This is a genomic window from Photorhabdus luminescens subsp. luminescens, from assembly GCF_001083805.1.
GTDB lineage: Bacteria > Pseudomonadota > Gammaproteobacteria > Enterobacterales > Enterobacteriaceae > Photorhabdus > Photorhabdus luminescens.
Map to the genome: position 1 here is coordinate 314364 of NZ_JXSK01000002.1, position 24306 is coordinate 338669.

The following is a 24306-nucleotide window of genomic DNA, read 5'->3' on the forward strand; positions in this document are numbered from 1 at the left end:
AATTATTTTATTATTTAATATATTTTATAAGATATTATTACAAACAGAAAGTAAGAGCAGCCCCTCAAATAATAGTGAGGATATTTATCAGAATTTATCGAAAATGAACACATATTCTCGATGATATTGTGAAAAGACACAGACCTACTTACATCAAATCAGTGTTCATATAAGAGACTTTAGTGATTGAGATGATGATAAAAAATAAAAAACCTATCAAACAACCAAATTATAAAACCATAATTTTTTATACTATAAATAATAGCTCGGCATTATCTGATATTTTTAGATTGTCTTAATTTTGAAGATCACCACTTTGTACTTTTCACATTTATCAACTACCATTACGAGTTGTTCTATATAGCAATAGAAGATCTGAGAGTTGGGCATATTCCACAAAAACTTTATCAACTGGGATTACCATGAAAAAATCAACCATACTAAGAATCGCCAGACCAACTGACAATTTAACTCAAGTTGCTGAAATGTACTGCCAAGGTTTAGGATTTATTATCCTAGAGCAATTCGAAGATCATGAAAACTTTGATGGTATTATTCTAGGGCATCCAAATCATCTCTGGCATCTCGAATTTACCCATCATCGTGGCACAACAGTAGGAAGATCCCCCACCCAGGACAATTTATTGGCCTTCTATATATCAGACCATTCAGAATGGTTAGAACAGATATCATTAATGAAAAACGCTGGTTTTATTGCCGTCCCCTCTTACAACCCATATTGGGATATTGATGGTAAAACATTCGAAGATATTGATGGTTATCGGGTTGTGTTACAAAACACAGTATTCCCTGTTTGATTATTAATCGACCTTAAGTATACTTGCCCTAATAACCAACCCATACCTACGTTGTTTTATATTACGCAATAACATTATCAAAACTCAGCTATTGACACTGAGTTTTGATATATTCTTGCAAGTATTTCGTTTGCTGTTCATTCTCAACAATCATTCTTCGGAGATCGAAATAATCTTGTTCAACTGCCGGGTTAAGTCGTGGGGGGGTTGCATGGCCCACGCTGCCGGAGGAGCTGGCTTCGCCTTGATTACAGGTGGCCGCGATGCGCAACCGACGATGACCAGCGGCAACATCATTGCGAAGAACATCAATTTCAGATTTCGCATGAGCAAGTTCCTTTGTATGCTGATTATCCAGTTCAGACAGGAGCTTTATCCGCTCCTGCTGATTAACGATTTCATTCTGCTGCTCTAGCAGCTCACTCTGTAGCTTAACTGTCGTATCAAGCTGTTTGGTATACTTACCGTAATAGTGGTAAGCCAGAAGCGAGACAAGCGCTAGTGCAATAACAGTATAACCATGAGAGTTAAACTTCATAATATCGCTCTACAAAAGTGAAAAGGCTTTATCAATAACTGCATTGCTATAAGGTTGACTACCATTTTCCATGGTAATAACCGACTTAATAAGCTTTGTCATAAATACTTTATTAAATACATCAACAACTTGATCACCAGTCACCTCCGTGTCTTTACATACGTAGTTAATATAGGCATCAGTATTATTTTCATTATGGGGAGCCCATCGTGAAATGATACCTTTCACTGTTTTAAGGCCATGTTTCCGATTGTAATTATGCAAAATTTTAATCATTGCCCGAATACCATATTCAGGGCTGACAAACTGGCAGAAAGATTGGTCGGTACGTTGTGATTCCGGTACCAAGCCTTGCCAATCATCACCCCAACGAATGTTGCCAGGGTTATTGTTTCGAATACCTCTACTCATAATTCACTCCTACTGTTTATTACCTGTTTTGTTATTAACAACTTTTCTTAAGATCTGACCAAAATAGTCAGTTCCCAGATAACCAATAATGACACTGCCGATGTAAGCCAAATCCGTGCTCATACCAAAAAACTTCAACACATCACGGATAAACCAGGCAATCATGGCACACATAATAGAATCCATAATTGTCGTCCAAAATTTACCGCCGTTATATCGACCTCTGAGATAAGCCATTGCGGCCGCCAGTGCCGCACCAATACCTTGTTCTTTGACTGACAGCAGCCATACCCATAGCTGCATCCAGATGTCAGGCTGTTTATCCATGTATTTCATCCTTTACTCCCATTCATATAATGGGAATCCATAGGCTGCCGTGTAGCCTTAAATTTGAGTTAATAGGAATACTGCGAAATCAGTAGAATAAGAAAAGGCCACACATAGCGCAGCCTTAAATTTTATAAGGTGATTACTTGCATTTAGTATAATACCGAGCTCATCAACAAACTCGGGCTCTATATCATTATGTATAAGGAAATAATAATAATTAACAGATATACCCGTTATCTTTCAAGTTGCCTCTTTGTTGGCTGCACTCACTCACCCCGGTCACATAGTTCTCTATGCTCCCGGGGATTCTCTCCCTTGCCGTCGCGATGCATATTGAAATCCATTGGGTATATAATTTATTAAGGCATTAACTATTCCAATTAAATAATACTCTTCCTGTCAGCTATTATTCTACAAGAAACCATATTCTATCTATTTTTTAATTTTCTAATACCTTATCCATCAATTAAAAACAACGCGTTATTACCTTGCCTTGAATTTGCTACTTTCAAGTATCAATATGATCACTATGCACTTAAACTCTGAAATGTATTGTTGTTTTGTTATAGTGACCTCATTTTTGCTGATTCATTTAAAAGCAAAATAAGCGCTAAATCAAGGATAAATCACTCTTCCCCCTTCTAATATAAACACCTTTGTTCTTATCAAGTTACTCAAGTATCCCTAAATGTATGCTGATATTCTCAATCATTTAACCTGGAAAAATGAATTCTAGCATATCATAACCACTAGCCCATAAATCTCCTTAATACTAAGATTAAATTACAACGTATAATAAACCATAATTCATGATAATTATGTACACCTGGTAATAAATCTCTCAAAGCAATTTTCTCAACAAAACGTTTCGCAAGTAATTTTTTTAAGGAGGGATCTTGTATGCTTTTTCTATACAAAATAAAAAAACTGCCAACCTCTCGTATTGCATGACGGCTCAGTGATCTTTTTAACGATTTTTCACCTTTAATTTCTTTTGATATTTTAATAATTGAATCAACGACAGTAATATAACTATCAGCCCGATGATATAATTTTTTAATTTCTCTTGAACGAGTTATTGATTCCAAATTATGTCGATAACAATATAATAACTCCTCACAAAAGCCAATTCGATTCGCTATAAGTGACAAATTAATTGTCCATAAGATATCTTCATGAAGGGTATTTTCTCTAAAACTTAGTTGGTTATTTATAATCAGCTCTTTTTTAATAAGTTGTAACCAAACAAAATGTGGCCATTCTCTACATTCAACACAATATTCTATCCACTCTTTACCCGTTAATATCCTGCCATAAGGTTGCCTACGTGTTATCCTTCTATTCTCTTGTGCAAATGGATCTTCTGTAAAACTGACTCCATTGCCAATTAACACATCTAATTTCTGTTCAATAGCGTGATCAAGCCATTTTCTTAATATTTGTGGTTTCAACCAGTCATCACTATCAACAAATAAAATCCACTCTCCTCTCGCATATTTTATGCCATCATTCCTAGCTATTGAAACACCACGATTTTCTTGATTGAAGATCCGTATTCTATTATCTCTTTTTTTATATTCATTAATGACTTCCAAGCTATTATCTGTTGAGCCATCATTAATAATGACAACTTCAAAATTAATATTTTTTTGTGCAGATATTGAATCCAACAAATAGACTATATTATTTTCATCATTAAATATAGGGATAATGATAGTAATATCAAACTTAAACATCTATAGTCCTTTTAATGAGTTGGTTTTTTCAATAAAAACATTATTTTCATAGTAAAAATACGCCTTTTCCACATTGATATTCAAAGACCATACAATATTTTAAACGTCAGTTATAGATAAAGTTAAAAATTTTCATCAAAAAAACAAAAATTAAGTGTGATAATGATTAAAGGATATATCGAGAATTTAGGTATTGCTGTCTGTTGTAAAGATAGTAATAGTGATCAGAATCTATTGGAATAGTTTAAATAAATCGGTAAATATAACAGATAAAATTAACAGGATATTTTGGATTTGCCAAGATTACTGTAATCTTCCACATACAAATGCAGTTAAACATTTTAAGGTGAAAAAACCATATATAATCAAGTGCAATAAATAGAAGAAAATAATATAGGAGGAGGAAAAATATTAACTATATTTACCCGTATAAATAATATAGGAGATGTGAAACTTATAATGCTATAATTGGTAGAAAGTATTAGATTAACTATTTCTGTGGATACCAATTTTATTTCATCTATAATTAAATGATTTTCATTTAATTAATAGACTAGAATATTAAATTATAATAGTAAAATTAGCAATTGAAATATTTACCTGTTATTTTATATGGATATTTAACATTAAAAATATATCAGATTACACTGGATGATAAAATATTAAATAAAATTATTGTAGATAAATTCATATAAATTAAATAGCATTTAAAAATTTAAAAGGCAATATTATTGCCTTACTTATTAATGAAAAAATATTTACAACTCATAGACATTCTGGATAACACTGTAAGGGAGACAATTGCACTACAATTCTTTTTCCTACAACAACTCGTTGTTGGCTTTTTGCCTGTATTGCCCGTTTCCCATCCCAACGTAAACGAGCCCTTAAGAATAGCTCACTATGAGAAAACTGTGGACTTAAACGCATAGAAAAAGTGAGGGGTAACATATCCAAACGATAATACATCTCACCCACGGTCAACACTTTGCCTTCAACCACAGTAAGCAACGACACCTCAACGTCTGCCGTTTTGGGCAGAGAAACCGGCATGGTCACCTCTCCCTCAATCAGACGTGATGCTTCATGCTCAACGGTCTCACTGACACAACCGGTAATTAGCAAACACAACAAGACCAACCCTACCTTGGTCATGACAGGCTGATCCTACGTTGTGACAACGGAGTATGCTGCCCATCCAACAAACGCTGCAATGTTGTCTCATGTTCAAGCCCCATGATAAGGCCTCTACTCAGCACCGCAGAAAGCGGCTCATGAACATTTTGCGGTATGTGCCCTGATGTAACCCGACGGCCGCAACAAAGACTATTATTTTCATGGGGCACGTTTGTTAAATGAATGGGTAACGAATTTTCAATTTTCATACTCGCATTCCCAAAGATTCGCTCTGTTGAGAGTCAGACGGAAGTTGAGCTTGCAATAACTCCTGCCAAAACTCAGCATGATCCAACATACTTGAAAGACTTTCTTCAAAGAGAGCCAGATTTAGCCGGCTAGCTGACATTTGCCGATAAAGCTGCACCATCAGCGTTGACTCATCAAAACCAAAATGAAGATCAAACTGATACCAATGACGATTAAAACTGGCTAATTGACGGAAAATCCCTTCGCCAACCGCAGTGATATCAGCTACATCAATCTGTAAAACGAGCTGGTCACGTTCAGGAATTAAGATCAAAGAGAGGTGAAGATGCTCATCAAAACAGAGAGCAGCCACACCTTCATGATTTAAAGCCAGGTGCGGCAAGCCGAATTTAGCAGCAAATTCAGACAAAACTTGGTTGACGATGGCTATCACATCCATGGGTTACTCCTGCTAGAGAAGGCAATCAGACCAAATTGAATTACCGAATGGTCAAGCAAACGGGTTACTCCCGCAGAAAAGGGGGCCAGTTTACTACCATCCTCTTTTGTGACTCTGTCACTCAAGGGCAATTCTTTTAATAAAAAGGTCACTCCGGTGATTATCAAAAACCAAACACCAGAGCATAGGAGCGTGTTTTTTTTCCTTAACACATTCTGCCTGTCAAAGATTAAAATCTTAATTTGGTATTTTCGCTTTTCTATACTTTTACCTTTAACGCTATTAGTGGATTTTAAAAACGAGCTCAAATAGCAGCATCCATCGATAAGAGCGCACCTCCCGGTACGCTCAAACTTATTATCCAACACGGATCTACTCTGCCAGCATTAGACTACGCCAGTCGCCGCGCGCCATGCTTGATTATGACTCTGAGATAGTTGTTGCAATAATTGCAAAACATCTCTCATGAAATTAATAGTCGATGAAATTTGGTCTTCACTCTTTTGTTTTTCATGCTGAGCAATAGACGAATCCACTTCATGTTCCTTAGCTTTAGCCTGAGAAAGTCCCTGTTCTACTTGCACCGCATTATTAGCCACACTCGCCAAAGAGCTTATCACTGAGCTAGAAACCTGCTGGGTGTTATTACGAATATTAATAGTTAAGGTAGAATGTTCCAGGGTTCTCTTATCACCAAGTTGATCTTTTTCCCACACCTTACCAATCTCCGCTCGATCCGCATCTCTGATACCTGACTGTTGCATCTTAAGGTCGATCAATTCGTTACGGCCGGCAATCCTATTTTCCAATATCTTTTGCTGTTTCACTGCCTGACTATTTTTAAAAGCAGAGAAACCACCTACCAGCCCTGAACCAAGCGTCATTAAACCTGAAACCACAGCCATAGCAATCATCAGCTTGGCGCCATGTCGCATCTCATCCACTTGTGACTTCTGCGCATCAATGGACGCTTTATTTTCAGTGTCACGCTGCAAGATACCCAATTCACGCATCTTTTTGGCAATCTCAAAAAGTAGCGACAACATATCTAGCGTGCTAGTTAACTGCTCCCGGACATTTTCTAAGCGACCGAGATCAAGGCCCTGTTTCGGTGCAATCAATTCAACCTTATCTGTAAGCTTAGCTTTTCCCGGCTGTTGAATAGCGGCTTCATGTGCTGTCGGTGTCGATATGGAGATTTTGTCAATCACAATATCAACACTGTTATTGACATTGCTTACCTGAGAACTGCTGACATTATTAATAGCTTCCATCTTCGTTACTCCTTAAATTTCCTGTGGTCGGCTGGCAAGGTTATTTATCATGTCGCCTCTGGCATTAAGCATCTGGAAAATCATTTCCATCACATGTTGGAAAGACTCTACCAGTTGAGATAACTCCTCTTTGAGCTTGTCCATAACAGCCTGAAATACAGTCAATTCGCTACGTGAGAGCTGTACATCAGCTTGTCGGTTAGCCGCTTTACTCTGGAAGACAGCATTGGTTGTTTGAGCGGTACCATTAGCAACATCAACCACTATATCGCTCACCTGCATACCCACTTTCAAGCTATGAGTCATAGTATTTGCCGCCGTACCAGCAACTTTTACAGAAAACTCCGCCGCCTTTACTGCAACCTTGGATGCTACCTCAGCCGCAACCTTAGCCCCTACCTCTACAACTTTACTACCAATCTTAGATGCCACGTCAGCAACTGCTTTGCCCATCTTAGCGCCCATCTTGGCTATCATTCCGACTGCTGAACCACCGAAACTGACCGCTGCTGCTGCCACCGCCATCGTAATCTCAATCGCGGTTATAACTGGCCCTAACCATTTCATGGTTTCCTTGCTGATTAAACCATCTTGGGCTGCTTGTTGTAGTCCCTGAGAAACCACGCCCATTACCCCACCAGCGATCAGCAAAGCGCCTGCTACCGCACCAACACCGGTAGCAACCATAATTGCACCAACCACAATTGAAGCAATCGCACTGATCCAGCCAAAAATCTTAGAAAATAATCCAGATTTCTGCGCCTCTTTAGCAGAATTTTCAGCTTCTTTTATCTTCTGCTGGTTCTCATCCATTTTCTGCAAACTTTGCTGGCGTGCTCGCTGGATATCTTCAATTTTGAGATTCGTCTGATTACGCTCAATCTCACTGGTCAGTTTGCCCAGTTCAATCTCTATTGCCTCAGATGAGAGAAACTTTTCTATCATCTCCTTTGAGGATAACCGCGAAACTTCTGTCAGCTTTATTATCATCGCCTTTGCCAGATCTTTTGCCTGCATCACCTCTTGCATATCTGATTTGAGCCTAACCATGTCTTCTGGTTTAGGGTGAGCATTCATCACTGCCAATGGCGCTGGCAATGATACTCCTCGTGACTTAGCCTTAGCCGCATCAGAAGACAGCAAGTTACCTGCCTGGCTAAGTGTAACGAGCTCCTCGCTTTTAGGAGGTGCGAGGATTTCATCAGCCTGAAAACTGTTGATCCCCGGTTGAGGAACTTTAGATTCACTGACTTGAACCATTTTCCTGAGTCCTTTTTATTGTAATAGCTTCTAACATTGCACTAGAACTGGCAGCCAAAGCGGCCTGTTCCGGCGAAGCTGCCGCAAGCTGTTGGGCCGAGTAGAAGCCACTCTCAGCCCCATCAAATTCTCCTAATTGCAGGAGACATTCGGCAGCATGAAATGGAAAACGGGGCTCATTAATATCAAGCATCGCTCCGTAGCTATAGCTTTGAACAGCCTGTTCCAGTTGCCCCATAGCCTGACGGCATGCTCCCAATCCAAGGAAGAACCGGGAGTCATAGTGATCTAACATACACAAAGCCTGGAATATCTTATGTGCATCCGGCCATTTGCCTGACTGATACTGGTTGAACGCTAATGAGTAAAGTTGCTCCAACGTATCACTAGAAATATCTTTCAACATGGCAAGGGTGCCGCCATCATGAAGAAAAGATTCCAGCTCTTGTGCATATTGGTCAGAAGTCGTTGATGTTTCTTGATGCTCCATAATCATTCCTTAAATTGCGCCGAGAATATTGCGCATAATGCTGTCATACTTTTGAATAAAACGGTTTAACGCCTCGATAGCCGCGTTATAACGGGAACTCACTTCATTTAAACGCGTCGTTTTTTCTTGGACCGTGTTATTTAGTGGATTTACGCGATCATTAACTGAAGTCGAAAAGTTGGCTAACTTATTATTATCCTTGTCATATTTGTAAGAATTATCCAGACCTGTCATAGCGCCACTTTGCTTATTGGGGCTTTCTAAAAATTCCTTAATGGAGACAGATTTGAATTCATCTTTTATCCAATTGGGAAGCATTTGTTGATTTTTATAAGATTTCTCTATTTCCTCGATTAACTGCTTATATTTATCACTCTTCTCAAAAGTGTCCTGATTAATAAAACCATACTCTTTATAATGATGTTTCACAATTTCCTTGATTAACAGCTTACATTCAGCACTTCTCTCAAAAGCAGCCTGATCACTAAAGCCATACTTCTTATAGTCCAGCAAATTGAAAGAGCTGCTATCATTAATCTTAAGCTCCCCATTAGCTGCTAATTTCGCATTAATCTCCGACTGGATAACACTGTAAATCTTTAATTCTGCGGTCAATGCTGCCAGTTCATCACGCAACTCAAGTCGTTTTTTATCATGACCTGACATAACAGAAACAAATATATCGATTACATCATCATCAAGGCGATCCGGCGTTAAATTAAAATGAACCGCAGCCAGAAAATCTTTTAATGTCCAAGTTTTTAATGTCGTGCTATCCAAGAAGGATTTAAGATTCTCAATTCCATTTTTTATTTGGCTATCTAAGTGACCACCCTTAACAACAGCGTCCGCTGGCAGGAAATAGGCAATCAGTTTTTTCAGGAGTTCTTGATTCTCAGTGATAACAACAGAACCAGATTTAATATTGATCCCTTTATCAAGAATAAGCTTAACCAGCTCATCAAGCTCCGAAGATCCAGAACCTTGTAGTTGCTCTAGCGAAACCTTCTCCAGATCTTTTAAGAAAAGTTGTGGGTCATTTTGATATGGCCTAATTTCCACCTTCAAACTCCTTATACAATAATGCCACGCATACGAGGTGGACGACGGAGACGCTTTCCCTCTTCTAAAGAGGGAGGTTGGTTGCTCCGTAAGCGATTAACTTCTGTCAGCAACTCTTGCTCAGCATTCTGAACCAAAGTAACGTCAGTATGACCAAACAGTTCTGTACCCACATTGGGGTTGATGCCAAGAGACTGCCACATCTCCTGCAACAGTTGCAGTCTGTGATCACTGTCCTTAATGGCTGCCTCAGCCGCTTGCAGTACTTTGGCGTTAGGTTGCTCTTGCATCAGTGACTCCTATAATAAAGAGAGATATTGATTCTTCCTGTCAAAGTTGGACTTTTTTTTGTTGTTTTCTCATTTGATGTAACGATATAACGCAACTGGCTTCTAACTCGAACCAGCCAGGCGCGACTTCACTCGCGCCTGTCCAGCGGCGGTAAAACCGGGCCAAACGTTCATCATCAAGGGGAGAGTCAACCAGAGTATTAACTTGACCATAAAGGCGGCTACCCGGCCCAAACACTGCCATCGTTGCTTGTGCCAACAGATAAAGAGGCGCAAACGGATTAGCCAACCCTCGCCTCTGCTGGGTACGACGTAACATCACGATCCAAACTCGCGGCGCATCATAGCGCCAGGCAATTTCACAGCCTTCACACCACACACGCCAGCCAAGAGGAATTGGGCTATTCCCCATACAGTGAGGCTGCACCGAATAACCCCGCTCCTCAAACCAAGGAGTAAGCGGATCATGGTTCATAGGCATACCCTACCAAGCGGTTGGATATTAATCTGTTGAGTCAACTCTTGATACGAGAGCACCGGCAAGCCGTGGTGATCACCTTCAATTAACTTACGGACATAGCGACGAATATCCATTGATACGATCAACACCGGCTTATTCTGCATCTGCGTTAGATCGCCCACCGTTTTTTTCATCTGTTCAAGGAAACTTTGCGTTACCGCGGGGTCCAGCGCCAGATAACTACCTGCGCTCGTTTGACGAATACCACTCCGAATCTGCTCCTCTACCTGCTGATCCAACAGATAAGCGGGCAAGATATTGTTACCATTAGCATACTTGTAACAGATGTAACGCTTGAGACTACTGCGAATATATTCCGTTAATTGCACCACATCTTTCTCCTTCTGCCCCCACACCACCATAGCTTCAAGAATCGTACGTGTATTGCGAATAGAGATATCCTCACCGACTAACCGTTGCAATATCTCAGTCATCCGCTGCAATGGAATTATGCGCATGGCTTCCTTGACCAATTCACCATAGCTACCCTCCATCTGTTCCAGAAGATAACGGGTTTCCTGCACACCAATAAAATCTTCGGCATATTCCCGCAACACATGTGACAAATGCCAAGTGATCACCTGAGACATGGATAAAAATGCCAGCCCGGACTTCACCAAACGTTCCTGATGTGCTTCGGCTACCCACAAGGTAGGCTGATTAGGCAATAGAGGTTCCCCTTCTTCATAAGGGATAGCCAGTAATTCCAACTGACTGACCGGTTCCTGCACCAGTAAATGCGCTGAACGCAACCGACCACGGGCAACAGGTACCTCTTGTAGCTGGATCAGGTATTCTCCCGCCTTCATTCCCTCATTAAAGCGTAAGTGGATACCGGGAAAGGGTACGCCCAAATCCAAATAGAGGGCGCGTCGTACCCGTATCAATTCATCATTCAGTGAAATAGCTTCCAGTTCAGCCTGTAATCCCGCATCCACATCAATAAGTAAAGGAACCGTCATAGCAAATTCCTCTTTCTCACCAAGCTTTCCAGCTTTGGCCTTACTGCCGCTCTTGGATTTAGGTTTGGCTGCCGGTGCGCCTGCCCCTTGGGCTAATAGGCTAGGAAGATCCGCTTGCTGGCTGGCGCTAGCTTGCCGCTGGCGTTGGAATAGAAAATAACCGCCACCCGCTACCACCAGTGCAAGCGTGAAGAAGGTTAATGTAGGGAATCCCGGAATCAGGCCAAATAACACCAATAAAACACCGCCAATCAACAGTGCCTTTGGTTGGGCAACGACCTGATCGCCGATCTCATTACCCAGATCCGAGGAGTCTTCCGACGAAACCCGCGTAACAATGATGCCCGCAGTGATAGCGATCAGTAGTGCCGGAACCTGAGAGACCATGCCATCACCAACGGTCAAAATGGCGTAGAGCTGCAATGCATCAGCCGCCGACATCCCTTTCTGGGTGACGCCTATGGTTATCCCACCCAAAATGTTGACAAAGATGATAAGTAGGCTCGCAATCGCATCACCCTTAACAAACTTCATCGCACCATCCATCGAACCAAACATCTGGCTCTCTTTTTCGATAATGCTGCGCCTCTCCCTGGCTTCATTAACGTCAATCACGCCAGCACGCATATCTCCGTCGATACTCATCTGCTTACCGGGCATGGCATCAAGGGAAAAACGAGCACTAACCTCAGCTACGCGTTCCGAACCTTTGGTTATGACGATAAATTGCACAATAGTAATAATCAGGAAGATCACTATCCCGACTATCAGGTTGCCTCCGACAACGAAATTACCAAAGGTATAGACTATCTTCCCGGCATCCGCTTGCAGCAGGATCATTCGGGTGGTACTGACGGAAAGCGCCAAACGAAACAGCGTGGTGACCAGCAAAACCGCAGGAAAGGCGGAAAACTGCAAAGGCGAATTGATATAGACCGCCATCATCATAAGCACAACAGAGATGGTCATATTAATGGCGATCAAAATGTCAAGCAGGATAGGCGGAAGCGGTAATACCATCATGAAGACCACAGCTAGCAACAATATTGCCAACATGATGTCTTTACGCTCGCCAATCAGACGCAATAACTCAAGCCCACGGCTCATAATAGGGCCCCTTGAGCGAGATAACGCTGATAAGCACTGCGTGCTTCTTCCAAGTTCCCCTCTTGTTGACAGGCACGGCTAACACAAAGCCAGAGAGCGGCGCTTTGCTCACCCTGCTCTTCTAAGAGCGTGCAATGTTCTTTTGCCATGCTCCCCTTTTGTAGTTTAAGTAATGAAACCACCAAGGCACGGCGCCCTTCCTGATGTTCAGGATGCAAAGCCAATAATGCATCCAATAAAATACGAGCTCGGTCGGGATGACCGTATTGAAGTTGAAGCCAGCCGAGCAGCAACAGAGCGCTCTGCTGTTTAGCACTGAGAGTCATGGTCATACCTTGTGCAACAGGTGCAGAGCCATCTGCAACAACTGTTCATCTTGATTCATTTTTTCCAACAGGGAGACAGCATGCTGTACCCTGACGTCATTATCTTGTTGCAAAATTGTCCGCAGACTATTAACCGCCTGACGGAAATCATGTGGACGCAACAGAGAATGAAACCCATCTTGCGGGCAAGCAAAAGCCAACAAAGCCTGATCAGCCTTGTTAGCGGGATAAAGACGTGCAGAGTGAGTCTCAACGGATTGACCGTCGGGCAATAATGCGTAGCGATCAGGTAAACTAACCCCTATCTCTTCCCGACTGATCGCCGTTAGTTGTTCAATTCCTATATGGGCAGCAGCGATTTTGCTCACGAAGCGAGCACCTCACGCTGTACTCTTAATAAAGAACGAAATGCCTGATGCAACAAGGGCAAGGTTATCTCTCGTTCATCTAGTGTCACAAACAATAACAGGCGATCTTCCCCCAACCAGCCACAACGCAAGGGCAGTTCGGGCCCTGACCACTGAAAGTGAGCAGCATCGCCTTAACCATTACCTCTTTTCCCTGATGCCAGGGAATTTCACGAGCCAGCCAAAGTGTTAATGTGTCACCATAGCGTTCAATTTGTAACGTACCAGAATACTCAAAATCGATTTGGATCAAGGGGCTAGAAACATCAGACATCTCCATACCCAAATCCTGACAAAACTGGAGCAACTGTGGCTCTATCCAGTTCATGGCGCTCCCTCTCCCGACCACAATTCGTCTTCTTCTCTCTCAATTGCTGTATCCAGCGCCAGTTGACAAGCATTAAGCAAATTTTGGCGCTGTTCTTCATCACTGAACACTTCTACCGGAATCAATCGAATCACCCGTTTCAGCTCCCGGTAGAAATGAATTTGAGTTTGGCTATCCTGCAATCCCAAAGCATGACCGAGCATTTCAACATCCCGCACATTGGCCCAACGTTTCTCAACCAGAGAAACGACATCCCCCATAAGGTCAGAAGGCCCGTATGCCATGACTTTCCCCCCCTACCACGCTTTTCCATAACTGCTCAACCTGAACTGATAAGCTGTTAAGCAAACGGAGTTTATGCATGTCACTCATCACACGTTCCAACTTAATCGGATCAAGTTGCCGCTGTTGGCTGTCCAGATCAGCACTTAACGCTTTCATGATGAATCCTGTTACTTCCATCAGGGAGCTACTCTTGAAATTGGATTGAATATCCCGCCAAGCAGCCGATAGCCCTTGATAATCCATAACCGCATCACGATAGATGTTGCGCAATGCCTGTAAATTGCCAACCCCATTTTTGGCGGCTGTCGTGGCATCAGGCGTAATACGGGCTCCCAACTCGATAGCAATCCCTTGCTCTTGCGCTAAACGTGACAACTCCTGTTCAACCAATGTCAATATGGCATGCGCCTCTGGCCTGCCTGCCAGCGCATCACGGGCCTGACTCATCGCATAGAATTGCTCGCTTACCTCTCCAGAGAAACTTTCCAGATAAGCCTGTAACTGAGCAATATTAGTCAGTTGAGCGCTATTTAAGTGAGAGATCAATGCGTTGACTTTTTGTTGGCGCTCCAAATCCGGCACCTTCTGCAAATATTCACCCACCAGCGCCTCTATTTCTCGCACTCTGGCATGCCCATCGCTAACTTTACGTTTGGAGAGCGGCATATCTTTGCGCTCCGAAAAGGCAAAAGTCATCTCTTCGGCCGCATCAGCAAAAGACTGGGACGCCGATACCAGCACGACTTTCTCTCCCTGAAACTGACCGACCTTAGCCTGCTCCTGTTGTGCGGCAACCCCGGCACCCGGTTCTGATAAAGTTATCGAATGAAGATGATTCTGGATAATATCCATAGTCTACCTTGTCATATCAGAGTTAATAATGAACAAATTATAAAGATACCGGCCCTGTGCCTATGCCAAAATCAGTCGTGAATTTTTAGCAAAATCCGCCGTCACTCAAGGCAGAGTTTCATTAAGCCAGTGTAAAGCTCATCAAACATGAACAATACGCCGTGGATAAAATAGGAAAGCTCACCGATAAAGCAGAGAACATCTAGGCAAACTCCAACCATTTTCTAAAAACTCCCGACTCAGGTTGCAATCCCTCCCCCTCTCCCTTCTTTATAGTATTCGCAGCAGAGGTTATATAAACGATCATGAAGCTTTCCCTTGACCATATTCCCGGCCAAATGCGCCACGCCATTAATGAATGCCGGCTAATTCAAATCCGCGGCAGGGTTACTCAGGTCACGGGTACACTACTTAAAGCCGTTATTCCCGGTGTACGGATAGGTGAACTTTGTCACTTACGCAATCCTGACAACACGCTGTCGCTTTTGGCGGAGGTGATTGGGTTCCAACAACATCAAGCCTTGTTAACGCCGCTTGGTGAAATGTTTGGCATCTCTTCAAATACTGAAGTCAGTCCAACCGGAGCCATGCACCAAGTTGGCGTGGGTGATTACCTATTAGGACAGGTCCTTGATGGGCTAGGTAATCCGTTTTCCGGCGGCCAATTGCCGGAACCACAAGCTTGGTATCCGGTTTATCGGGATGCTCCGGCTCCCATGAGTCGTAAACGGATTGAACACCCGCTTTCACTCGGCGTACGCGCTATTGATGGCTTACTCACTTGTGGTGAAGGTCAACGTATGGGGATTTTTGCCGCGGCTGGCGGCGGAAAAAGTACGCTGCTATCTACGTTGATTCGTAGTGCCGAAGTTGATGTTACCGTGCTGGCGCTCATCGGTGAACGTGGACGTGAAGTACGAGAATTTATCGAATCGGATCTCGGTGAAGAGGGATTAAAACGTTCAGTGCTGGTGGTCGCGACTTCAGATCGCCCGGCAATGGAGCGAGCTAAAGCAGGGTTTGTCGCCACGTCAATCGCTGAATATTTTCGCGATCAAGGCAAACGTGTACTTCTACTGATGGATTCCGTGACTCGTTTCGCCCGAGCGCAACGAGAAATAGGTTTAGCTGCCGGCGAACCGCCAACCCGACGTGGTTATCCCCCGTCAGTGTTCGCTGCCTTGCCACGGTTAATGGAACGTGCCGGTCAATCCGACAAAGGTTCGATTACTGCCCTCTATACCGTATTGGTGGAAGGCGATGATATGACAGAACCTGTGGCAGATGAGACCCGTTCTATCCTTGATGGTCACATTATCTTGTCACGCAAGTTGGCTGCGGCTAACCACTATCCAGCTATTGATGTGTTACGTTCCGCCAGTAGGGTGATGAATCAAATTGTCACCCCTGAACATCAGGCTCAAGCCGGTCTGTTGCGCAACTGGTTGGCTAAATATGAAGAAGTAGAGCTTTTGTTGCAGATTGGCGAGTACCAAAAGGGGCAAGATCCCGTTGCCGACACTGCCATTGCACGCATTGAAGCAATACGTAATTGGTTACGCCAAGGCACTCATGAGCCAAGTGATTTACCGCAAACTTTAGCGCTACTACAGCAGATAACAAAATAATGATTAGCCGTTTACAACGTATAAAAGCCTTACGCGTCGAACGCGCTGAAAAACATTTTTCTCTGCAACAAACGAAACTGCAAATGGCCCGTCAACACCATCAACAGGCTTTGCAAACCTTGCAAGATTACTGTCAATGGCGAATAGAAGAAGAACAACGGCTTTTTGAACTGTGTCAGGGCCAACCAATCGACCGCAAAGGCCTTGAACGCTGGCAACAACAAGTTGCCTTGTTGCGCGAAAATGAAGCACAACTGGAAAAACAAGCGGCTGAAATGAAAGAAAAAGTGGAGCAGGAACTCCGTCAATTACAAGAGTGTCAGCGTGTACTGCACCACGCACGCCAACAGCAAGAAAAATTTAATGAATTGGGTCGTCAGCAACAGGAGGCGATCCGTGCCCAAGGTGAATACCAGGAAGAGCTGGAACAAGAAGAGTTCCATCGCCAAGAAAGAGTGTAAAACAGAAGAGTATGAACCCACTGACAGCTATCGGCAAAGGTGTCTCCTCCCTCCCAACGTCGTCCCCCGCAGAGGCAGACGCAGATTTGCAACGTCGTTTCGAGCTAGCTATCACCTCTCACGCCGCCAACGCACGCCAGTCAACTACACGGCGGACGGAACAACCGTTAACTAACACGACGACAAATAGTAAAACCGCAGATCAACATGCCACACATAACTCAGATGAGGAGCTTCCCTCATCCGACTCTCCCCAACCGACAATTCTGGCAATTGATGATCCGCGCAGGCAAGCCTTACCATTACCAAGCCATGACATACCTGTGCGGCCTCAAAATCAGAAAAAAAGCTTATCGGACTCTGTTCATCATCTTAGTGAGATCGCCAGCGAGATAAGAGAGTCTCTGTCAGCATCCAAAATCCCAACACGTCAGTCGAACCTGAATGCTTTGTCTGATTCTGGCCTAAAACCGGCTGATATCACTGTGACTTCCGATCCTGACACAACCGACATTCCTGTACTGCAAGACGCAAACGATGAACCAGCATATTATACAGGGATGCAAACAACACCCGGCCGATCACCATCTCAGCCAGACACACAACACAGTGCTACTCCTCATCAACAAACAGATTTGACTTTACCTATACCTGCCCGCCATGCCAACGACATCAACATTGCGGAAAGAAAAACACTAGCTGAAATCGAGACCTACCATTTGTTGGTAGCAAAGCCAAAAGAGTCTGATTCTCAATCCTCTTACTCTGGCGGATCAGACGGGAAAACACCTTTCATCCCACAAGCGCCGCTCCTGCCAGGAGAGCGCATCCTCGCCACGATGCAAGCAACGTCAACTATATCTCCTCTTTTGGAAGCGTTGATCGATAAACTGAGCGTGGAGATCAATATCGACCTGACACAGCAGCGTCCGGCGACATTACATCTGACACTCCCTAGCCTGGGGGCGCTTGAGATCCAACTCACTAACGAACACGGCAAACTTCAAATCGAAATTTTGGCGAATCCGGCAGCTCAACAACTCCTGAAACAGGCACGCTTTGAACTGATTGAACGTCTACAACTTCTTTACCCAACACAAACTGTTGAACTATCCCTTCCGTCTCAAACGGATGGTGAACATGGATCGCGTCAACGTCGCAGCGTATATGAAGAATGGAAAAAAGATGCATGAATGACCTAACCTTATCCAAAGTTTCATTGGAAGAATTAACGCTGCATCAAACCCTGAGTCGCCACCAGCAACAATTTAGTTGGGATAATAGCCATCTTTCCCTAGATGTGGCATTCCCGCCACAAACGTTGGACAGGATACTGATCGCCCATTGGCAGGGGCAAACTTTTTCCTTTTATTGCCATGCAGCCGAGCTAGCGTTGTGGCTTGCTCCTGATCTGCAACAAGCGAATCTGACCTCGCTCCCTCAAGATCTGCTGCTGGCACTACTGGAATACCAGAGCAAAATTCTACCCACTCTGTCATGGTCAGCACTGCGTACCGTGTCAGGACACCCTTTGTCAGCTTGCTTGCGACTACGCCTTGAACGGCCGGGGACCATATTGCCGCTCTGGTTGCCAGAACCATCCCCCTTAATTGCCATATTGCCAGAACGTCAACCTGGCGAGCATCTGTCTATTCCATTACGACTCTCTCTGCAATGGGGGGCAATAACCTTGACTTTAGACGCATTTCGCACCCTGGAATCAGGGGATGTGCTGCTACTGCCCCCACAGCAACAACCAGATGCCCCTTTATTAGCGTATCTGGAAGGACGCCCTTGGGCCTACTTTAAATCCCATGACCATACACTGGAGTTAATCACTATGCACACCCCCTCTTCTGACGGTTCTGACAACACTCTGCCAGTAACGGACTTAAACGATCTGGAGGTCCATGTCAGTTTCGAAGTGGGTCGTCAGACCTTGGATCTACAGACACTCACCAGCCTGCAACCCGGTTCATTACTCGATCTTGGTGTTCCTTCAGATGGTGAAGTACGTATTCTCGTTAATCAGAAATGCCTGGGCTCAGGGCGATTGGTGGATATTGAGGGGCGTCTGGGGGTAAGAGTCGAACATCTCTCCGTGGAGAAACAACCATGATCCAGCTACCGAACGAATTGGATCTCATCATCGGTCTGGCGTTGCTGTCTCTGCTTCCCTTTATTGCGGTGATGGCGACCTCTTTTCTCAAACTGGCCGTGGTATTCTCCTTACTGCGTAACGCATTGGGCGTACAACAGATCCCACCTAACATGGCTATGTACGGATTGGCAATTATCCTCACTATCTATGTGATGGCTCCAGTAGGTTTCGCCACTCAAGATTACCTGCGCCAAAATGAGGTTTCATTCAGCAATGCACAATCAGTAGAGAAATTTGTGGAAGAGGGACTGACACCTTACCGGAATTTTCTCAAACAACATATTAAGCCCAGTGAACGCACTTTCTTTATCGACAGTACCCGACAAATTTGGCCAAGCCAGTACGCAGATCGGCTAGAACCAGACAGCCTATTGATACTGTTGCCCGCCTTTACCGTCAGTGAATTAACCCGAGCTTTTGAAATCGGGTTTCTTCTTTATTTACCGTTTATTGCCATCGATCTCATTATTTCTAACATTCTGCTCGCAATGGGGATGATGATGGTTTCTCCAATGACTATCTCTCTTCCTTTCAAATTACTGTTATTTGTCCTGCTTGATGGCTGGACACGCCTGACACACGGCCTTGTCATCAGTTATGGAGATTGAATATGAGTAATGCCGATATTTTGCATTTCACCAGCCAATCTCTCTGGTTAGTGTTAATCCTTTCCCTGCCGCCGGTACTCATGGCTGCGGCAGTGGGAACATTGGTCTCGTTGATCCAAGCGCTCACCCAAATACAAGAACAAACATTGGGTTTTGTCATCAAATTAGTTGCGGTCATTATCACCCTGTTCGCTACAGCCACCTGGCTTGGCAACGAACTCTATAGCTTCGCCAACATGACCTTTCTTAAGGTGCCGCTGATCAAATGACCCTACCAGAGCTCCAACAGCAAATGCTGGCTTATACTCTGTTGTTACCTCGCATCATGAGCTGCTTTGTGATATTTCCTGTGCTCAGCAAACAGATGCTAGGTGGTGGGCTAATCCGCAACGGCGTCGCTTGCTCATTGGCCCTTTATGCTTACCCAACAGTAGCAGGCAGTCAGTTGCCCACATTAGGTAGCCTGGAGTTGACGCTGTTGCTCGGTAAGGAAGTTCTGCTTGGTTTGCTCATTGGCTTTATCGCTTCGATTCCATTTTGGGCGATGGAAGCCACCGGTTTTATTATAGATAACCAACGGGGAGCAACAATGGCGTCAGTGCTCAACCCTTCCCTGGGAAGCCAAACCTCACCCACAGGTCTGTTATTAACTCAAACGCTAATCACACTTTTTTTCTCCGGCGGCGCTTTTCTTAGTCTGCTTGGCGCCCTATTTCAGAGTTATAACAGTTGGCCGGTAACACAGTTTTTCCCTCAAATTACCAACCAGTGGCTGCATTTTTTCTACGGCCAGTTTAGTTATCTGCTGCAACTCTGCGCCCTAATGGCGGCTCCCTTGTTAATTGCCATGTTTCTGGCAGAGTTCGGGCTGGCTCTGATTAGCCGTTTCGCTCCTTCTCTCAACGTTTTCGTGTTAGCAATGCCGATCAAAAGCGCAATTGCCAGCCTGTTATTGGTTATCTATATCCAGTTATTGATGCATCATGCCTATGATAAGGTGCTATTAATTCTCTCCCCAGTACGCATGTTAATCCCTATTCTGGAGGCGCCATGAGTGGAGAAAAGACAGAAAAACCCACCCCGAAGAAACTCAGAGATGCCCGGAAGAAAGGCCAAGTAACCAAAAGTAACGAAGTCGTCTCTACCTCTTTAATCTTAGGGTTAATCGGCATGATGATGGTCATGTCTGAATACTATTTGGAGCATCTGAGTAAACTGATGCTGATCCCGGCTGATCTGCTAGATAAACCCTTTCCCCAAGCCTTAAACCATGTGGTTGAAAACTTGATGCAGGAGCTGGTCTACCTCTGCCTGCCAATTCTGGGCGTTTCCGCTCTGCTATCGCTGACCTCACACTTCGCCCAATACGGTTTTCTACTGAGTGGACATTCCATCAAGCCAGATATTAAGAAGATCAATCCTGTTGAAGGCGCTAAGAGAATCTTCTCTATCAAGAGTCTGGTGGAATTCATCAAATCGATACTCAAAGTGGGGCTGCTCTGTACCTTGGTCTGGGTGACGCTGGCAGGCAATTTACAAGCGCTGCTGAACCTACCGGAATGTGGGGAAAGATGTATTATCCCTGTACTCGGAATCATGTTAACCCAGCTCATGACCGTATGTGGTATGGGGCTTATCGTAATCTCTATTGCCGATTATGCCTTTGAACACTACCAACATATTAAACAGCTTAAAATGAGCAAAGACGAGATTAAACGGGAATATAAAGAGAGTGAAGGCAGCCCAGAGATCAAAAGCAAACGACGCCAATTTCACCAAGAATTACAATCAAGCAACATGCGCGCTAGCGTCAAGAACTCATCAGTGATCGTCGCCAACCCAACTCACATTGCGGTAGGTATCCGTTATAAGAAAGGGGAAACACCGTTACCTCTTATCACACTCAAGTTCACCGATGCACAGGCCCTACAAGTTCGACGTATTGCCGAAGAAGAAGGTATTCCGGTGTTACAACGGATTCCTCTGGCTCGTGCGCTTTATCAGGATGGCCTGATCGACCACTATATTCCTGCCGATCTCATCCAAGCTACCGCAGAAGTCTTACGCTGGCTAGAGCAGTGGCAAGATCGTGCTCCTGAGCCGTAACTCGCCCCTAGCATATACGAACTGAACATTGGCGTTTAAAATATTTCGCCAATGTTCAATACAAATGAAATATAATTCAGATTTGTTTCTTAATTATTACGATTCAACTACATAATAACAACAAATTTAATATAAATAAAAATTACTGCTAATAACCCAACATTACTTAAACAATATTGTAATAAACAATCCAATTCGGTTAGGTTGATTTTATGTTTTTATCGATTGATCAAATAGCTGAAACCAGATTGAATTTATTAATAAGTGATTTATATTACGCGTAGCTATTTGAATTTCACTTTGCGCTGACTTCTATAGCTATTGATTCGTTAATATTACCCTAGCCATTACTCATTACAATTACTAACATATTCTGAATTACCAATAGATTGTCTGAATAATAAGGAGATAACTATCAATATCAATCAAGACAAAAGACTCGGTTTATGACTCAGGGTGCGAAATTTATAAGCAATCGTTATCGTGTGAAAAATTGATCGCTTTTCACTCTTCGTTTATAAAGTGTTTATAAAACGTGAGAATAATACGGTATCTGGACCAAGGAACATAATAGGCCCACGAGTAAAAACCATTTTAATTAAAAGGTGCTATAGTTAACCATCAGGTTAAATACATAAACTATTCTTCCTGTCTACTTCAGACAGCGAAACCAAAGAAAATATCTATTAATAATAATAATGTGATTTGTATTTTTAAGACATACACCAACAGGTCCAGGACAATAGAATGAACGGCATCACAACATCAGGGAAGGGAATGGATATCTCGCTATTCCAACGTAGCATGCCTGCCTTTAACGTTATAGAACATCCTCAGGAAGGGATATATATCCTGCTCGAAGGTGAAATGACATGGCAGGATAGTACCAATACCTACGATATCTCCCACAACGAACTGCTTTTTGTTCGTCGTGGCAGTTATGCAGCAAAAACGCGTAGTGATACCTGTAAGTTACTCTGGTTGCCTCTGAGTACCACTTTTCTCCACGGTTTTCTGCAACGTTTTGGTACTTTGCTCAGTGAGGTCGAGCGGCACAATATGCCAACACCCGAATTAATCGCACTTACCTCATCGCCTCTGTTATCTCAAAGTATAAATGGGCTGGTCGATCTACTGGCTCATGATTACCCCGCAGCATTGGGTCAACTCAGAACAGAAGAATTGTTGTTGCTATTAGCATTTGGAGAACAAGGCACTTTGCTCATGTCAGTATTACGACAATTGAGCAACCGCCAAGTGGAACGTTTGCAGAGTTTTATGGAAAACCACTACCTTAAGGAGTGGAAACTCAGTGAATTCGCTAAAGAATTTGGCATGGGATTAACCACCTTCAAGGAGTTGTTCCGTTCAGTATACGGAATATCACCACGCGCCTGGATCAGTGAACGCCGCATTCTTTATGCGCACCAACTCCTACTCAACAGTGAGATGAGTATTGTTGATATTTCAATGGAAGCGGGATTCTCCAGCCAATCTTATTTCACTCAAAGCTATCGGAGGCGCTTTAATTGCACCCCCAGTCGGGCTAGGTATGGCAAAGAGTAACGATGGGCTAAAATAATCTGACGTTTTTTACAAGTTAACCATTGGCCTGACAGATAAAATAAGGCTATTCCTAATTTAATCGACAAGAGTGACTAGCAGCAAGATGAGCATAGCATGAGCCAGCAAGAACATAATCAGACTCGAACCAGCATGTTTCTCGGCCGCAAGATCTCTGTTATGCAGTCGGGAATTCCACGCCGGGATCAGTTACTCGGAAAATCATCGGCTATTCAGTATCAGAATAGAGACATTATTAATAGCCAACAGTTTATTTTATTACAACGCTTGCTACCCAGACATCTGTTGGAAAGCTTGATGAAGTCCGTTTGGTTTCGTAGACGGTTAAATTGCGGACAAGCTTTGCGGCGTGATGACCTACAACAGCTCATCAGAGCGGCGGCAGAACCGGAATGTGACTGGAATAAGGTCTTGGGTGATCGCATAAACTTGGCTGATAGACATCTTTTACAGCATTGGGTATTACAGCCGCTATTTGACTGGTGGCTCCGTTTGTTGGAGCCAGAGATAGATTTTTGGTTCACTGAATTTGATCAGTTACAGATCCAAGAGCGGCAACTGCGTGCTAAAGCGCATTTTTGGCAGCAAGCTGAAAACATCTCATCTCAATGCCGGGAACAACATCATCAAGAGGTTATATCTTTGCAAACAGCGCTTAACCAACGCAAACAACTATTAGAAAAACTGCTGTTGACAACGGAAACCCAGGCTCGCGAAGCATGGCCCAACTGGTTTACCGGGCTGGACGCACTCCAGGCTGGCAGCGACCTAACCGCTTTTACACCGGTTCCCGAAGCGCTGTCATCCTGTTGGACGTGGCTAACCGCTTTAGAGCATGACAGCCAGTCGGCCATTCACTTGCAAAAATGGCTTTGCGCCCGTGTTCTGTGTCTGCCGCAGGACAGTTTTTATTGGCAATCGACGACGACCTAATTAT

29 protein-coding genes and 1 pseudogene are annotated in these 24306 nt (G+C 43.6%); 11 read left to right on the forward strand and 19 right to left on the reverse strand.

Annotated features, from left to right (window positions below; all coding sequences use genetic code 11):
* Positions 1 to 422 precede the first annotated feature (422 nt).
* Positions 423 to 818: a VOC family protein gene (locus TI10_RS06250; RefSeq protein ID WP_049582451.1), complete on the forward strand. Its 396-nt coding sequence runs from the start codon at positions 423 to 425 to the stop codon at positions 816 to 818.
* A gap of 88 nt (positions 819 to 906) precedes the next feature.
* On the opposite strand, the gene TI10_RS24405 is transcribed toward TI10_RS06250, so the two are convergent.
* The 19 genes and pseudogenes from TI10_RS24405 to sctW form a co-directional block, all read right to left on the reverse strand.
* On the reverse strand, positions 907 to 1356 hold the full coding sequence (locus TI10_RS24405) for a lysis protein (RefSeq protein WP_049582454.1): 450 nt from the start codon (positions 1354 to 1356) through the stop codon (positions 907 to 909).
* 9 nt (positions 1357 to 1365) lie between these two features.
* Positions 1366 to 1767: a structural protein gene (locus TI10_RS06260; RefSeq protein ID WP_049582455.1), complete on the reverse strand. Its 402-nt coding sequence runs from the start codon at positions 1765 to 1767 to the stop codon at positions 1366 to 1368.
* A gap of 9 nt (positions 1768 to 1776) precedes the next feature.
* Positions 1777 to 2103: a phage holin, lambda family gene (locus TI10_RS06265; protein WP_049582457.1), complete on the reverse strand. Its 327-nt coding sequence runs from the start codon at positions 2101 to 2103 to the stop codon at positions 1777 to 1779.
* A gap of 743 nt (positions 2104 to 2846) precedes the next feature.
* Complete coding sequence (locus TI10_RS06270; protein WP_049582458.1) at positions 2847 to 3833, reverse strand: glycosyltransferase; 987 nt, start codon at positions 3831 to 3833, stop codon at positions 2847 to 2849.
* Positions 3834 to 4598: 765 nt separating this feature from the next.
* Positions 4599 to 4988, reverse strand: coding sequence for a YscW family type III secretion system pilotin (locus TI10_RS06275; protein ID WP_049582459.1), 390 nt, complete (start codon positions 4986 to 4988; stop codon positions 4599 to 4601).
* Positions 4985 to 5218, reverse strand: a complete 234-nt coding sequence (locus TI10_RS06280; RefSeq protein ID WP_049582460.1) for a T3SS regulon translocated regulator ExsE family protein — start codon at positions 5216 to 5218, stop codon at positions 4985 to 4987. Before TI10_RS06280 ends, TI10_RS06275 begins: the two co-directional genes overlap by 4 nt.
* Positions 5215 to 5658 (reverse strand): type III secretion system chaperone, encoded by a 444-nt coding sequence (locus tag TI10_RS06285; protein WP_049582461.1) that lies wholly within the window; start codon positions 5656 to 5658, stop codon positions 5215 to 5217. Before TI10_RS06285 ends, TI10_RS06280 begins: the two co-directional genes overlap by 4 nt.
* Positions 5659 to 6044: 386 nt before the next feature.
* The gene (locus TI10_RS06295) at positions 6045 to 6932 is read right to left on the reverse strand and encodes a YopD family type III secretion system translocon subunit (RefSeq protein ID WP_049582465.1); all 888 of its coding nucleotides are present in this window, start codon (positions 6930 to 6932) and stop codon (positions 6045 to 6047) included.
* A 12-nt stretch (positions 6933 to 6944) separates the two neighbouring features.
* Positions 6945 to 8192 carry a type III secretion system translocon subunit SctE gene (gene sctE, locus TI10_RS06300; RefSeq protein WP_080984997.1) on the reverse strand — a complete coding sequence of 416 codons (1248 nt, stop codon included), beginning with the start codon at positions 8190 to 8192 and terminating at the stop codon, positions 6945 to 6947.
* Positions 8176 to 8682 (reverse strand): SycD/LcrH family type III secretion system chaperone, encoded by a 507-nt coding sequence (locus TI10_RS06305; protein WP_049582467.1) that lies wholly within the window; start codon positions 8680 to 8682, stop codon positions 8176 to 8178. The genes sctE and TI10_RS06305 overlap by 17 nt, the downstream gene beginning before the upstream one ends.
* Positions 8683 to 8691: 9 nt before the next feature.
* On the reverse strand, positions 8692 to 9744 hold the full coding sequence (locus TI10_RS06310; protein ID WP_049582469.1) for a virulence-associated V antigen: 1053 nt from the start codon (positions 9742 to 9744) through the stop codon (positions 8692 to 8694).
* A gap of 11 nt (positions 9745 to 9755) precedes the next feature.
* Positions 9756 to 10034, reverse strand: a complete 279-nt coding sequence (locus tag TI10_RS06315) for an LcrG family type III secretion system chaperone (protein WP_049582471.1) — start codon at positions 10032 to 10034, stop codon at positions 9756 to 9758.
* A gap of 40 nt (positions 10035 to 10074) precedes the next feature.
* The gene (locus TI10_RS06320) at positions 10075 to 10509 is read right to left on the reverse strand and encodes an LcrR family type III secretion system chaperone (RefSeq protein ID WP_049582473.1); all 435 of its coding nucleotides are present in this window, start codon (positions 10507 to 10509) and stop codon (positions 10075 to 10077) included.
* Positions 10506 to 12623, reverse strand: a complete 2118-nt coding sequence (gene sctV, locus TI10_RS06325; RefSeq protein ID WP_049582474.1) for a type III secretion system export apparatus subunit SctV — start codon at positions 12621 to 12623, stop codon at positions 10506 to 10508. Before sctV ends, TI10_RS06320 begins: the two co-directional genes overlap by 4 nt.
* The gene (sctY, locus tag TI10_RS06330) at positions 12620 to 12949 is read right to left on the reverse strand and encodes a type III secretion system chaperone SctY (protein ID WP_049582475.1); all 330 of its coding nucleotides are present in this window, start codon (positions 12947 to 12949) and stop codon (positions 12620 to 12622) included. Before sctY ends, sctV begins: the two co-directional genes overlap by 4 nt.
* Before the next feature lie 2 nt (positions 12950 to 12951).
* On the reverse strand, positions 12952 to 13317 hold the full coding sequence (gene sctX, locus TI10_RS06335) for a YscX family type III secretion system protein SctX (protein ID WP_049582476.1): 366 nt from the start codon (positions 13315 to 13317) through the stop codon (positions 12952 to 12954).
* Positions 13314 to 13684: pseudogene (sycN, locus tag TI10_RS06340) on the reverse strand (type III secretion chaperone SycN). The gene sctX and the pseudogene sycN overlap by 4 nt, the downstream one beginning before the upstream one ends.
* Entirely contained in the window at positions 13681 to 13968 is a 288-nt protein-coding gene (locus TI10_RS06345) for a TyeA family type III secretion system gatekeeper subunit (protein ID WP_049582478.1), read from the reverse strand. Before TI10_RS06345 ends, sycN begins: the two are co-directional and overlap by 4 nt.
* Positions 13949 to 14821, reverse strand: coding sequence for a type III secretion system gatekeeper subunit SctW (gene sctW / locus TI10_RS06350; protein WP_049582479.1), 873 nt, complete (start codon positions 14819 to 14821; stop codon positions 13949 to 13951). The genes TI10_RS06345 and sctW overlap by 20 nt, the downstream gene beginning before the upstream one ends.
* A 305-nt stretch (positions 14822 to 15126) precedes the next feature.
* Here sctW and sctN point away from each other — a divergent pair, with 305 nt between their 5' ends.
* The 10 genes from sctN to TI10_RS06400 all read left to right on the forward strand — a co-directional run bounded on the left by sctN (position 15127) and on the right by TI10_RS06400 (position 24302).
* The gene (gene sctN, locus TI10_RS06355; protein WP_049582480.1) at positions 15127 to 16449 is read left to right on the forward strand and encodes a type III secretion system ATPase SctN; all 1323 of its coding nucleotides are present in this window, start codon (positions 15127 to 15129) and stop codon (positions 16447 to 16449) included.
* Positions 16449 to 16910 (forward strand): type III secretion protein, encoded by a 462-nt coding sequence (locus TI10_RS06360; protein WP_049582481.1) that lies wholly within the window; start codon positions 16449 to 16451, stop codon positions 16908 to 16910. Before sctN ends, TI10_RS06360 begins: the two co-directional genes overlap by 1 nt.
* Positions 16911 to 16921: 11 nt before the next feature.
* The gene (locus TI10_RS06365) at positions 16922 to 18103 is read left to right on the forward strand and encodes a type III secretion system needle length determinant (protein WP_049582482.1); all 1182 of its coding nucleotides are present in this window, start codon (positions 16922 to 16924) and stop codon (positions 18101 to 18103) included.
* Entirely contained in the window at positions 18100 to 19029 is a 930-nt protein-coding gene (gene sctQ / locus TI10_RS06370; protein WP_049582483.1) for a type III secretion system cytoplasmic ring protein SctQ, read from the forward strand. Before TI10_RS06365 ends, sctQ begins: the two co-directional genes overlap by 4 nt.
* Positions 19026 to 19679 (forward strand): type III secretion system export apparatus subunit SctR, encoded by a 654-nt coding sequence (gene sctR, locus TI10_RS06375; protein ID WP_049582484.1) that lies wholly within the window; start codon positions 19026 to 19028, stop codon positions 19677 to 19679. Before sctQ ends, sctR begins: the two co-directional genes overlap by 4 nt.
* A gap of 2 nt (positions 19680 to 19681) precedes the next feature.
* Complete coding sequence (gene sctS, locus TI10_RS06380; RefSeq protein ID WP_049582485.1) at positions 19682 to 19948, forward strand: type III secretion system export apparatus subunit SctS; 267 nt, start codon at positions 19682 to 19684, stop codon at positions 19946 to 19948.
* Positions 19945 to 20733 (forward strand): type III secretion system export apparatus subunit SctT, encoded by a 789-nt coding sequence (gene sctT / locus TI10_RS06385; protein ID WP_049582486.1) that lies wholly within the window; start codon positions 19945 to 19947, stop codon positions 20731 to 20733. The genes sctS and sctT overlap by 4 nt, the downstream gene beginning before the upstream one ends.
* Entirely contained in the window at positions 20730 to 21785 is a 1056-nt protein-coding gene (gene sctU / locus TI10_RS06390; protein ID WP_049582487.1) for a type III secretion system export apparatus subunit SctU, read from the forward strand. The genes sctT and sctU overlap by 4 nt, the downstream gene beginning before the upstream one ends.
* A 747-nt stretch (positions 21786 to 22532) precedes the next feature.
* Positions 22533 to 23351, forward strand: a complete 819-nt coding sequence (locus tag TI10_RS06395) for a helix-turn-helix transcriptional regulator (protein WP_049582489.1) — start codon at positions 22533 to 22535, stop codon at positions 23349 to 23351.
* A 114-nt stretch (positions 23352 to 23465) separates the two neighbouring features.
* Positions 23466 to 24302, forward strand: a complete 837-nt coding sequence (locus TI10_RS06400; RefSeq protein WP_049582491.1) for a T3SS regulon anti-activator ExsD domain-containing protein — start codon at positions 23466 to 23468, stop codon at positions 24300 to 24302.
* Positions 24303 to 24306: the final 4 nt, after the last annotated feature.

Excerpts from the sequence above, each read along its gene's own strand:
- TI10_RS06250 (WP_049582451.1), top strand. The coding sequence starts at position 423 with ATGAAAAAATCAACCATACTAAGAATCGCCAGACCAACTGACAATTTA.
- TI10_RS24405 (WP_049582454.1), bottom strand. The coding sequence starts at position 1,356 with ATGAAGTTTAACTCTCATGGTTATACTGTTATTGCACTAGCGCTTGTC.
- TI10_RS06260 (WP_049582455.1), bottom strand. The coding sequence starts at position 1,767 with ATGAGTAGAGGTATTCGAAACAATAACCCTGGCAACATTCGTTGGGGT.
- TI10_RS06265 (WP_049582457.1), bottom strand. The coding sequence starts at position 2,103 with ATGAAATACATGGATAAACAGCCTGACATCTGGATGCAGCTATGGGTA.
- TI10_RS06270 (WP_049582458.1), bottom strand. The coding sequence starts at position 3,833 with ATGTTTAAGTTTGATATTACTATCATTATCCCTATATTTAATGATGAA.
- TI10_RS06275 (WP_049582459.1), bottom strand. The coding sequence starts at position 4,988 with ATGACCAAGGTAGGGTTGGTCTTGTTGTGTTTGCTAATTACCGGTTGT.
- TI10_RS06280 (WP_049582460.1), bottom strand. The coding sequence starts at position 5,218 with ATGAAAATTGAAAATTCGTTACCCATTCATTTAACAAACGTGCCCCAT.
- TI10_RS06285 (WP_049582461.1), bottom strand. The coding sequence starts at position 5,658 with ATGGATGTGATAGCCATCGTCAACCAAGTTTTGTCTGAATTTGCTGCT.
- TI10_RS06295 (WP_049582465.1), bottom strand. The coding sequence starts at position 6,932 with ATGGAAGCTATTAATAATGTCAGCAGTTCTCAGGTAAGCAATGTCAAT.
- sctE (WP_080984997.1), bottom strand. The coding sequence starts at position 8,192 with ATGGTTCAAGTCAGTGAATCTAAAGTTCCTCAACCGGGGATCAACAGT.
- TI10_RS06305 (WP_049582467.1), bottom strand. The coding sequence starts at position 8,682 with ATGGAGCATCAAGAAACATCAACGACTTCTGACCAATATGCACAAGAG.
- TI10_RS06315 (WP_049582471.1), bottom strand. The coding sequence starts at position 10,034 with ATGCAAGAGCAACCTAACGCCAAAGTACTGCAAGCGGCTGAGGCAGCC.
- TI10_RS06320 (WP_049582473.1), bottom strand. The coding sequence starts at position 10,509 with ATGAACCATGATCCGCTTACTCCTTGGTTTGAGGAGCGGGGTTATTCG.
- sctV (WP_049582474.1), bottom strand. The coding sequence starts at position 12,623 with ATGAGCCGTGGGCTTGAGTTATTGCGTCTGATTGGCGAGCGTAAAGAC.
- sctY (WP_049582475.1), bottom strand. The coding sequence starts at position 12,949 with ATGACTCTCAGTGCTAAACAGCAGAGCGCTCTGTTGCTGCTCGGCTGG.
- TI10_RS06345 (WP_049582478.1), bottom strand. The coding sequence starts at position 13,968 with ATGGCATACGGGCCTTCTGACCTTATGGGGGATGTCGTTTCTCTGGTT.
- sctW (WP_049582479.1), bottom strand. The coding sequence starts at position 14,821 with ATGGATATTATCCAGAATCATCTTCATTCGATAACTTTATCAGAACCG.
- sctN (WP_049582480.1), top strand. The coding sequence starts at position 15,127 with ATGAAGCTTTCCCTTGACCATATTCCCGGCCAAATGCGCCACGCCATT.
- TI10_RS06360 (WP_049582481.1), top strand. The coding sequence starts at position 16,449 with ATGATTAGCCGTTTACAACGTATAAAAGCCTTACGCGTCGAACGCGCT.
- TI10_RS06365 (WP_049582482.1), top strand. The coding sequence starts at position 16,922 with ATGAACCCACTGACAGCTATCGGCAAAGGTGTCTCCTCCCTCCCAACG.
- sctQ (WP_049582483.1), top strand. The coding sequence starts at position 18,100 with ATGAATGACCTAACCTTATCCAAAGTTTCATTGGAAGAATTAACGCTG.
- sctR (WP_049582484.1), top strand. The coding sequence starts at position 19,026 with ATGATCCAGCTACCGAACGAATTGGATCTCATCATCGGTCTGGCGTTG.
- sctS (WP_049582485.1), top strand. The coding sequence starts at position 19,682 with ATGAGTAATGCCGATATTTTGCATTTCACCAGCCAATCTCTCTGGTTA.
- sctT (WP_049582486.1), top strand. The coding sequence starts at position 19,945 with ATGACCCTACCAGAGCTCCAACAGCAAATGCTGGCTTATACTCTGTTG.
- sctU (WP_049582487.1), top strand. The coding sequence starts at position 20,730 with ATGAGTGGAGAAAAGACAGAAAAACCCACCCCGAAGAAACTCAGAGAT.
- TI10_RS06395 (WP_049582489.1), top strand. The coding sequence starts at position 22,533 with ATGAACGGCATCACAACATCAGGGAAGGGAATGGATATCTCGCTATTC.
- TI10_RS06400 (WP_049582491.1), top strand. The coding sequence starts at position 23,466 with ATGAGCCAGCAAGAACATAATCAGACTCGAACCAGCATGTTTCTCGGC.